The 9,989-nt window shown below is 39.8% G+C and carries 11 protein-coding genes; 3 read left to right on the top strand and 8 right to left on the bottom strand.

What is annotated here, in order from left to right:
• Window positions 1-67: 67 nt before the first annotated feature.
• The 4 genes from Q7J41_RS05840 to Q7J41_RS05825 all read right to left on the bottom strand — a co-directional run bounded on the left by Q7J41_RS05840 (window position 68) and on the right by Q7J41_RS05825 (window position 4,323).
• Window positions 68-1,384 (bottom strand): transaldolase family protein, encoded by a 1,317-nt coding sequence (locus tag Q7J41_RS05840; RefSeq protein WP_304886150.1) that lies wholly within the window; start codon window positions 1,382-1,384, stop codon window positions 68-70.
• A gap of 42 nt (window positions 1,385-1,426) precedes the next feature.
• The gene (locus tag Q7J41_RS05835; protein WP_304886148.1) at window positions 1,427-2,374 is read right to left on the bottom strand and encodes a transketolase family protein; all 948 of its coding nucleotides are present in this window, start codon (window positions 2,372-2,374) and stop codon (window positions 1,427-1,429) included.
• Complete coding sequence (locus Q7J41_RS05830) at window positions 2,371-3,216, bottom strand: transketolase (protein ID WP_304886146.1); 846 nt, start codon at window positions 3,214-3,216, stop codon at window positions 2,371-2,373. The genes Q7J41_RS05835 and Q7J41_RS05830 overlap by 4 nt, the downstream gene beginning before the upstream one ends.
• Window positions 3,217-3,681: 465 nt before the next feature.
• Complete coding sequence (locus Q7J41_RS05825; RefSeq protein WP_304886144.1) at window positions 3,682-4,323, bottom strand: 5-methyltetrahydrofolate--homocysteine methyltransferase; 642 nt, start codon at window positions 4,321-4,323, stop codon at window positions 3,682-3,684.
• A gap of 212 nt (window positions 4,324-4,535) precedes the next feature.
• Here Q7J41_RS05825 and Q7J41_RS05820 point away from each other — a divergent pair, with 212 nt between their 5' ends.
• The 3 genes from Q7J41_RS05820 (at window position 4,536) to Q7J41_RS05810 (ending at window position 5,624) form a co-directional block, all read left to right on the top strand.
• Window positions 4,536-4,787 carry a hypothetical protein gene (locus Q7J41_RS05820; RefSeq protein WP_304886142.1) on the top strand — a complete coding sequence of 84 codons (252 nt, stop codon included), beginning with the start codon at window positions 4,536-4,538 and terminating at the stop codon, window positions 4,785-4,787.
• Between the two features lie 115 nt (window positions 4,788-4,902).
• Window positions 4,903-5,151: a hypothetical protein gene (locus Q7J41_RS05815; protein ID WP_304886140.1), complete on the top strand. Its 249-nt coding sequence runs from the start codon at window positions 4,903-4,905 to the stop codon at window positions 5,149-5,151.
• Between the two features lie 92 nt (window positions 5,152-5,243).
• The gene (locus Q7J41_RS05810) at window positions 5,244-5,624 is read left to right on the top strand and encodes a hypothetical protein (RefSeq protein WP_304886139.1); all 381 of its coding nucleotides are present in this window, start codon (window positions 5,244-5,246) and stop codon (window positions 5,622-5,624) included.
• Between the two features lie 138 nt (window positions 5,625-5,762).
• Here the strand turns inward: Q7J41_RS05810 and Q7J41_RS05805 are convergent, their stop codons facing one another.
• From Q7J41_RS05805 to Q7J41_RS05790, 4 genes are all read right to left on the bottom strand, one after another.
• On the bottom strand, window positions 5,763-6,344 hold the full coding sequence (locus Q7J41_RS05805) for a TetR/AcrR family transcriptional regulator (protein WP_304886137.1): 582 nt from the start codon (window positions 6,342-6,344) through the stop codon (window positions 5,763-5,765).
• 181 nt (window positions 6,345-6,525) lie between these two features.
• Entirely contained in the window at window positions 6,526-7,761 is a 1,236-nt protein-coding gene (locus tag Q7J41_RS05800) for a CaiB/BaiF CoA-transferase family protein (protein WP_304886136.1), read from the bottom strand.
• A 113-nt stretch (window positions 7,762-7,874) separates the two neighbouring features.
• Window positions 7,875-9,305, bottom strand: coding sequence for a sodium:solute symporter family protein (locus tag Q7J41_RS05795; protein WP_304886134.1), 1,431 nt, complete (start codon window positions 9,303-9,305; stop codon window positions 7,875-7,877).
• A gap of 303 nt (window positions 9,306-9,608) precedes the next feature.
• The coding region (locus Q7J41_RS05790; protein ID WP_304886132.1) for a group II intron maturase-specific domain-containing protein at window positions 9,609-9,989 on the bottom strand (381 nt) is incomplete at its 5' end.

The following is a 9,989-nucleotide window of genomic DNA, read 5'->3' as shown; positions in this document are numbered from 1 at the left end:
GTCATGACCACCTAGAACGAGTATAACACACTCCGATGAAAAAATAAATCATCTCTGATAATTTTTATCATTTTTGTCCATTAGCGGCATTCATAAATCGGCGTTGATACGATACCACTTGATTGCAGGAAGTAAACCTTGCCAGGTATTTTGGCTCCGCCGTAATAACAACGCGATGAACAAGGTCTTCAAATTCTTTTTCCACCAGCAATTTGTCAATATCCGGGTAATTAAGCTCACCTTCCATACTACAGATAATGAGTCTTGTATCATCCAAATTTGTATTTTTAAAAAGTCTTAAATTATGTCGCACACTATCTAATCCGTCTGAGCCTTCAGGATCATCAAAGTGACGATATCTTAACATGTCTTCAGCCATCTTCTTAACCATTAGCAAGTCCATTTGAGTCTGATCCATATTGAGATAATCTTTTTCAAAAAACATATCCTGGATATTTTTTATAAATTTCAGATCACCAGTTGCGTTATATTGCTTTAAATTCAGCTCCATGCTTTCTGATTGCATTAATCGATGCCGAATGAAACTGTTTACGAAATATGGTTTTGCCTGTAACGCCAATGCCGTCTGGTATGGTTCAAACATTAATGTAAAGTTCACTCTAAAACCATGTTCTTTGAGCATCAGTGCCAGATTATGACCTCGGAAAGCGCCTTCAGTTGTCACATCCGTGAATGATTTACCAAGCTTTTTATTTCCCGAAAGAAGTTCTGAAACGTTTGCATTTGTAACCGGCCCGGTGTGCGGAACCTTAATAACCACACGATATTCGGAAAGCATTTCCTTAAATTTTTCGGCTTCTTCCAAAAGCTCAGTATCAGACTTGCCAAACGGATCATTCAGTTCAACACTGATGTCAGCTCCCGGTCCCAAGATCCGCCCGATTTCTTCCATTACTTCATCCCGTGTTTTGAATTGATTGCCTATATTAGCCTTCGGGTTATTGATAAACAAATCGTAGATAATACCGGGATTACAAGTCAGATTTGCAATCATTTTACTGATCGGTTTTACCTCGTATGGGTTGGCGGAATCAGCTGAAAAAAGTACATTGGTTGGGCGTTTTTTGCCATTTTTATCATAAGAAATATCGCGGATCAAATCAGCTCTCAGGATCCCATTGGATTCCAGCCGATATTCTACCCGAAAACCCTCAGGGGTTTCATTTTCCGGCGTTTTAAATGTCGAAATAACTTTACTGAATTCCTTGGTTACGCCAATTTTTTTTACATGTTTCTTTAAAAAATCATATTCTCCTAATGGCAAATCAAAATCAAGGACGCGACTAACATCGCTCTTTTGATCATCAATTAGAGAAACGTCATCATTCAATAAGGTATTCAAGGTACAACTGACAGTCTTCATTATTTTCTCCTCTAAATTTATTTTTATTATTTTTGAATTACATTATTTTTGAATCACATTTAGAATCCGGTCTACGACCTTTTCCCAGGTAAGACCGTAGGCATCCAGTAATTCCCGATAGGGGCCGGTATTAATGGAGCCATCGGTAATACCAACAATATGAATCGGAACTCCATGCTTAACAGAACCTAATGCTTCCAGTACAGCACTGCCAAAACCGCCGATTTGCGAATGTTCTTCTAAAGTAAATAAATATTTTGCATCTTTATATGCGTCATACAGGAGCTCAGTATCCAATGGTTTTACTGTTGTAAAATTCAGAACCTTTACCCCATATCCCATTTCATCGAGGATTTTCCCCGTCATTAAACCATCAACCGTTAAGGTTCCCGAAACGGCTATCACAATCTCATCTCCGGTGTTCATTAAAATTTCGCCTTTTCCCAATTTGAAATGGCGTTGTGACTCATCTAAAGGTTCAGCCATCGGGTGACGCGGCATTCTGATATAAACGGGTCCTTTATGTTTAATTGCTTCCCGTAATGACATTTCGACTTCATAACAATCACCAGGATTAAAGACCACCATGTTCGGTATGACTCGCATCAGTGTTAAATCTTCAATGGCCTGATGGGTTGATCCCAACGCTGAATGTGACAAGCCACTGCTTGAGCCAATTACTTTTACGTTCATATTAGCATAACCTAAATCGTTTCGCACCTGCTCAAAAGCACGCATTGAGATGAACGGTGCAATCGCTGAGACAACCGGAATAGAACCACCTTCAGCTAACCCAGCACAAACACCAATGGCATTCTGTTCGTTGATCCCGACCTCTAAATATTGATGTGGCAACGCCTGCTTGAAGGGGTTCATACCCGATCCTGCTCCTGAATCACAAGACACCGCCATAATACTATCATTCTCTCTACCCAGTTCTAACAATACTTCCCCAAATACATCCCGCGGATTTCGCTGTTTAACTGTCATTTTATCCATCCTTTATCGTTTGCATATCGTTCAAGTGCGTCCAGTGCATCTTTTGATTCCTGTGAATTTTTACCAGGATTCCAGTGGTGATATTTCACATTTCCCTCAGCGAAAGGCATCCCTTTACTTTTAATGGTGTTTGCGATCACCATACTTGGCTTCCCTTTTTGAAAAGGGATTGATTGAAAAGTATTTAAAAGCTCCTCAATATTATGGCCATCGACAACTTTAACCGACCAGCCAAATGCGGAATACTTTTCCCTCAAATCACGGGTGTCTAAAACATCACGGGTACTGCCATTAATTTGAAGGCCGTTTCGATCAATGATACCAACTAGGTTGTCCAGGCCGTGATGACTTGCAAACATTGCCGCTTCCCAATTGGATCCTTCTCCTTGTTCGCCATCCCCCATCAAGACAAAAACACGATTTTTTTCGCCTTTAAGTTTTGCATTTAGAGCCATTCCAGCGCCAATTGGCAAACCGTGTCCCAATGCACCGGAGCTAAAATCAACGCCATTGAATTTTTTCATGTCGGGATGACCTGGCACTTTTGATCCCAACTGATTATATGTTTCCAATACATCAGCTTTTTCAAATCCCTTTTCAATCAGGGTTCCATAAAGTGCCAGACATTTGTGACCCGCACTGAGAACAAACCGATCGCGATCGGACCATTTGGGTTCATCAACTCTGACATCCATAATATCAAAATACAAGGTTGCCAGAATATCCGTACAAGACAACGATGGCCCGGCATGACCGTCACCATTATTAATTACCGTGTGAACAATGTGTTTCCGAATCTCAAATGCTTTTCTTTCGATGGTTTCTATTTGCATTGAACTCTCCTTAAATATTTATGTATAGCTCATACAAAAACAACAAACATTTTTGCAATTAACTAATATCTGTAATAACTGAGATAACATTTCTTTAAAACGAAATTTTTCTATGATTTGGTCGAATAGCATTAGCACATCAGTAGTGGTCATGACCAGTCCTTATATGTAGTATAGCATGGTTTACTATTTTGTCAATTTATTTTTCAAAAATGCTGACTTTTTTCCAATTATTGTTAATGGTTATGAACACCTTATGAAAATTTTAATTTAGCACTTTAATTATGTCCCAGAGGGAAGTTGTTTATTCAATGCTGAATTATGCAAAAAATAAAAAAAGCTCTTTCCCATTGAGACCATGAGCCGTTAAAGGAAAGAGACCAGGATGCCGAGTCGAGAAAGCAATCTTCCCGTTATCAAAATTAAAAATGGTTTCTGCAAGACCCTGCAAAAACCATTTTTAAATTAATCAATATTTCGATATTCACAGGTGAAATTTGAGCACATCACACAGTCATGATCTTTTTTAGCCAGTTCAATGCTGCGATCCGCACCATAGACATAACCCAGGGTCTTGACCGGATTATACATATACCCTGCCGAGATCCCTACCGTTAAAAGTTCTTCGCCATTGACATATTCCAGTATTTTTTTCTGTATCTGCATGGGTATAATATTATCATCGGGTGAGTAACGGAGGGTCAGCGCATAACCCTGTTCTTCATAGACATCCCTTTTTACCGTGTCATAATAGTCATTTGATGCATTAAACAGCAAGATATCAGCCATGGCATCTATCATCAGACCGTTTAAATAGTCTTTCTCGGCAAAATACGCTGTCGACTGTTCACTGATTTTTGACCCCAAGGTCACCAGACAATAGACAATATGACTAACCTCGCATAGTCCTTTATGAATCTTTTCCTGGTCATCATTTTCTTTTAGGACATGCGTGGCCTGGATGTTCAATAAGTCCGGTAATGACTCATACAAATTTTGATAGCTTTTTTTGAATTTCAGATAGTTTGGCCGATCCTCCGAAATATGCATCCGTTCAAACAGTTCTTCCCGATCAATACGATGGGGGATTATGGTAATTTCATTCACTCATTTCACCTACGCTCATTATTTTTGGTATCTCTCCATTATTAAACTAAATTTTACCATACGCTACTAATGATGAAAAGTCAAATCAAAGCACCCTTAAACACTATTAATGCAAATTTATCGAAATATTTCAAAATAGTATGTCAAGTTATGGCAGAACAAGATATAATGGAGATAGAAAAATTTACAACAAATCTTAGGAGGATACGAAAATGGGCTTAAGATACTCAAGCAAAGTAATTGACGGAAAACTAAATATTAGAAATGATTATATCCAAACCGAGGGTGGTGATTTCCAGAAGCTGACAAAAAATTGGATCATCAAAGCTTATGAAAAAGCGAAAGAATTGAATGACACCGAGTCTGTGGCTAAACTTGAAAACCTGAAAATCGACATTTGGATTCCCGGTGAAAACAATGAACTGGGAAAAAACGTGAGTTGGTGCTTGAAAGACGAATTATAAATACTCAGTGGCACATCTGCCGCTAAATTATTTTTCGCGCAAAGGTTTAACTCTGTTTTATTTGGGTATTTTAATAAAATATAAATACTTTTGAATATTTTAAGGAGGGTTTTTTATGAGACAAATTATGGGAATACAAGTTGGTAATCGCGAAAGCGAAGCGTTGAAGGTACAGGAATTGTTAACCAAGAATGGTTGCATTATTAAGACACGTCTTGGCTTGCATGAATCTTCTGAAGAATTGTGCAGCATAACCGGACTGATTATTTTAGAATTCTTACCTGACAAAGAAGACGATATCGCCGTTATGGAAAAAGAATTAGCCGCGCTCGATACGATCGTGGTCAAAAAAATGGTTTTCTAAAATTCAAAATAAAGAAAGCTACTCAATTAAGCTTACACAATACTCAGATAAGCTTAACTGAGTAGCTTTCTTTTATAATCAAGGAGTTGAAAATGATCGACTTTAAAGATTCACGATTTATTATTACTGATAAAAAAAGCACTTCCATGGTTCCTAAAAATATTCAAGGCATGCTGAATGATGACGAACAGGTGGTTGAATTTTACGTAGCTGATCGATTTCCGGTTCCTTCCGAGGTTTTCTTTACTTCTAAACGGATTATCATTTGTACCTATGAGGAACCTAATTTCCCCATTTTTACGTTTTTACCCTACTCTAAATTCATCGCTTTTTCTGCGAAAAATTCGAATGACTACAGTATGGAAAACGAATTGGAGTTATACAATTACTATGTTGATAAAATTGCCTTCGAATTCCCCGGCAAATATGACTTGAGCCTTGTTATTAAATTAATCGGCAACTCAATTGTCTAGCGCGATTACACATACCCGGCGAATTCAAAACCCTTCTCCGGTCAGTTTGATAATTACAAAATAAAATTATGCATCACTCCTCGTTTTGTAAAGTGATGCATAATTTTATTTGGTTGAACATAACTCTCAAACGATATTTTATTTTTTTATAAATTGCAGAAAATAAGTATTGTACCGGCTGAACTTTTCTTCCAATTCATAGCTGCCATTTCGCCTTGACCAATCGAGCGCAAAACCCCGAATATAAATGATATACATGTCGGTTATTTCATTGGCACTGATTTCAGTGATAAATTGCCCCTTGTCCTGCCCTTTTTTTACTATTTTCAGGGGGATGCTGAAAAACATCCGATCCCACTCCTGTTTGATTCCTTTATGGGTGTTTGGCAAAGGGATTCCGCTGATCAATCCGGCAATGACATGACCAGTACTGGTGATTTGCCGCATAACGATTCGTCCATACGCAAGCAGATTTTCATACTCATCTTCATTTGTCAGTTTATCGACAGCCTGTTCTTCCAGATAACTATCGATTTCTCCCAGTATTTCATGGATCAGCGCATTCTTGTCGGCAAAATAATGATAAAAGGTTCCCGTCGATATATTTGCGGTATCGCAGATCATTCTGACTGTTAAGGAATCAAACTCATACTCTTCCATCAATTTCAGAACGGCGTCCATAATTGCTTTTCGCTTTAAAAGCTGCTTCTCTTTAACCAATTGTTTTCCTCCTGACTGCAACAAATGTTTGCCACATATCGTTAAAATTTTAGCAGATAAAAGCACCTGAGTCAAACATCATTCTAAAATACTGTTCTATTTTTTACAATATCTAAAACAGCAACTCCCCCTTACCATAAGAGTAGTTGCTGTCCCATATTTAATCCATATTCAATCGCTTTTACTTATTTTTGATATCATCCCATTCGACGAAAATTCTTTTTTTCTTCAATTCGCTGATTTCGTCATTATTATAACCAAGCTCCACTAACACTTCCTGGCTATGCTCCCCGATATAAGGTCCTCTGGTATATTCTGGAAGTCCCATTTCTTTAAATTTAATCGGCTGACGCAACAATGTCCGGGTATTGCCATTATCATATTTCAAGGAACAAAGGAAATCATTGGCCCACGCTTGCTCATCTTCCAGAATTTCTTCCCAAAGCTGGGCAATGGCAAAAGGAATGTCCTCCTTAACGAATATTTCTTTATGCTCAGCGACGGTTTTAGTTTTCATGTAGTCATTGACTAGATCGTAAATATATTTTGAATTGTCTCCCAGGTTTTCAAACTGACAATAATTCGGATCATCCTGCAACTCTGGTTTCCCGATTATTTCCATGAATTTAGGAAAGAAAACATTATATGGTGGCATCGCCAGCTGGATCAACCGATCATCACTAGTTTTGAAGGCATTCATAAAAGGATTCAACATATCTCTTTTATTGATCGGATAGCGGTTGCCATACTGGGCTGACTGTACCAGTAAACCCAGGGCGTAAATCGCACAGTGGTAAAGACTGACCGTTACCTTTTCGCCCTGACCAGTTTTTTCGGCTTTGTAAAGTGAGGACATAATCCCCGCTGACAGGTATAGGCCGGCCTGGTGATCGCCTAAACCAGCAACCAGATTCATTGGGTCCGAGCCCTTTTCATATAAGGTGCCCAGCCATCCGCCTCTGGCAAAAAACGCGGTGAAGTCAAATCCTGGTAAATCTTTGTCTGGTCCCAGTTCACCGTAGCCGGTCAGATGGGCATAAACAAGTTTTGGGTAACAGACTTTGATTGTCTCATAATCAAACCCTGCTCGTAGCAGCGCGTCGCTGCGCCAGTTGGTGATGAAAACATCAGCCTCATCCAGCATTCTAAACAAAATATCTTTTCCAGCCTGGTCTTTTAAATTCAGGGCAATGCCCTTTTTCCCGGCATTTTCCAGATCCCAAGTGGTATCCTCATAAGGATCTGAGGGTCTGCCCTCACTTGGTGCCGTGGTTCTCAGCGGATCGCCGCCAAAGCCTTCGATTTTTACCACACTGGCACCTAAATCGGCAAAATACCGACCTGCACATGGGGCCGCTACATAGGTAGCCAACTCCACAACCTTTATTCCACTAAAAACATTCTCTTGTGAACTCATTTTTTTGCCTCCTTAGGCTTGTAAACCTTCTATTATTTAAATTATTTGTCTTTTGTAATGTTCGATCGTTTATCTTGTTGTCATTTCCACCGCAGTCTTTTTTGCTATGACTTTTAAACGTTTTTAGGAATTTCGGCGACGTACAGCGCGGATAAATCAACCGTCCGTTTATCGAAGATCGCTGTCAGCACCATTACCAGCGCTGATACCGGCAGGCATATATAGACTGCCTGGCTGACGACATGCGATCCTGGCACTGCTATCCAGACAGCCATTACAATCAAAGCAGAAAGAACCGTCAGAAAGCAGGTGCTTTTTCTTAAAATCTTTGGTGTGTATAAGATTGCAAAGATCAGTAAGGTATAGGGGGTATAAAGCGTCAGTAGCTGCATCAGAAAACTGATAATTCCGCTGATATTCATGGCCACAAAGAGTCCCATTAACGCTGAAAGAACCAGAACAACCTTGGAAATGATCAGTTGTTTTTTATCGGGCATATCTTTGTATATCAAGCCAACAATGATATTCTTCGTGACGATGGAAGATATTCCCAATAATAAGGCAATCGCCGTTGAGACGTCCGCCGCCCAAAGACCGGCAAATACCATTCCGGCAATAATTGGATTTAAGGTTATCGTTAAAGCTGGTAGCGCCATGGCGCTATTTTCCAGACCGGGAAACTGAATGGCTGCCAGAATACCCAATGCTGCGGCGACAAAGCCAATCGGAAAAATTAGCACCGCTGCGGACAACATTCCTTTTTTGGCATGTTTTTCGTCAATGGCACCAAGTGTCGGTTGATAGAGGGTTTGGTTCGCCGGAGTATTGATAATCATCGTAATCACCCAGCCCAGCAGAACCCCTGGTCCCATTCCGCTGATCAAATTTGTCCACTGATCTCCCGGTGGGATCGCCGCTATTACCGTACTGACGCCACCCATCTGGGTGACTGCGGCAATGACTGCGATAATGAGTCCCAAATAGATAACAATGACATTGACCAGATTGGCCATGCTGGCACCCAGCAATCCGCCGATAAACGAGACCAGAACATAGACAATGGTTGAGGCAATCATCCCGCTGGTAAAGTTAAAGAATTCCGGTAACAGGGTACTCAGCAACGCTCCGCCGGCAACGATCTGAAGGGCATTGATGCCGAATAGAATGATTACCTGAATAACGATTGCGATGGTGCCGTCAATTTTTCCAAAGGACTTCAGAAATATTTCACTGACGGTATTAATGTTTAACTTTCTTACTTTTGCTGAGATGAACAGGCCAAATACCACCGCCCCCGCAGCCCAGGCACCGGTATACCAGCCTGCTGAGATTCCATTGGTGTAGGCATTTTGAGCAACGCCAACAGTACTTGAACCACCGACTGCATTACCGGTCACCATCACCGCAATCAAGTACCAGGGTAACCGTTGTCCGGCCAATAGATAATCTTTACTGGTGGAGGTTTTTGTGAGCTTAGTTGAGTAGTATGCAATTCCAACAATCATTAACATATACAAAATAACGATAATCAAGGGTATATTCACTTTATTCACGCTCCTGTTCAATTTTACTTGATCACTCAAGCTAATAATTTCTCATTTACTATTCCAGAAACAGGCTTTATATTGTGATGATGCTCTATTGCACCACATTTCCTTTGGACTTTTTCATTCACATTTACAATAATTCCACTGATCTACCAAACTTGATAACGGTCTCTTTTCTTTATTGCCGCAATGATTCATCTCACAAGATCTGTTGAGCATTTCTGTCGAGTAGGCAAGGGGGATTTCACCCCAAGCCTCTCACAGAACCGTACGTGACACTCTCGCGTCATACGGCTCTTGTTATCCAATCGTTGGTTTGATACCCTTCTCCCAATGATAAAAGAGTTTAGTTTTTGAATTGGCTAAATGCACTAACATTCGCCAAGCTTTTCTTTTGCTTTTCTTGACTGTTTTATATTTTCTCTTTAACCACTGTACGAGTGTCTTATTTACATAATCAATTTCTTTTCGTGCTTCTCTGGAACAGAATTTTGTGAAATAATTCATCCATCCTCGAATAATCGGATTTAACTTTTCAGCCAGTGATTCCAGTGAACTTGTTTTGCATGCTTTTCTTATTTTTCGGATTTTATCTCTGAATCTCTGCGCAGAAATTTTACTTACCGCTGGAGATAAGGCGTTAAAGATATTTCCATTTTTGCTTTTGACAGATCTTCTTCT

The sequence above is a fragment of the Acetobacterium sp. genome, assembly GCF_030652775.1.
Taxonomy (GTDB): Bacteria; Bacillota; Clostridia; order Eubacteriales; family Eubacteriaceae; genus Acetobacterium.
The sequence above is the reverse complement of the archived record's forward strand: the minus strand, read 5'-3'. Positions and strand labels throughout refer to the sequence as shown.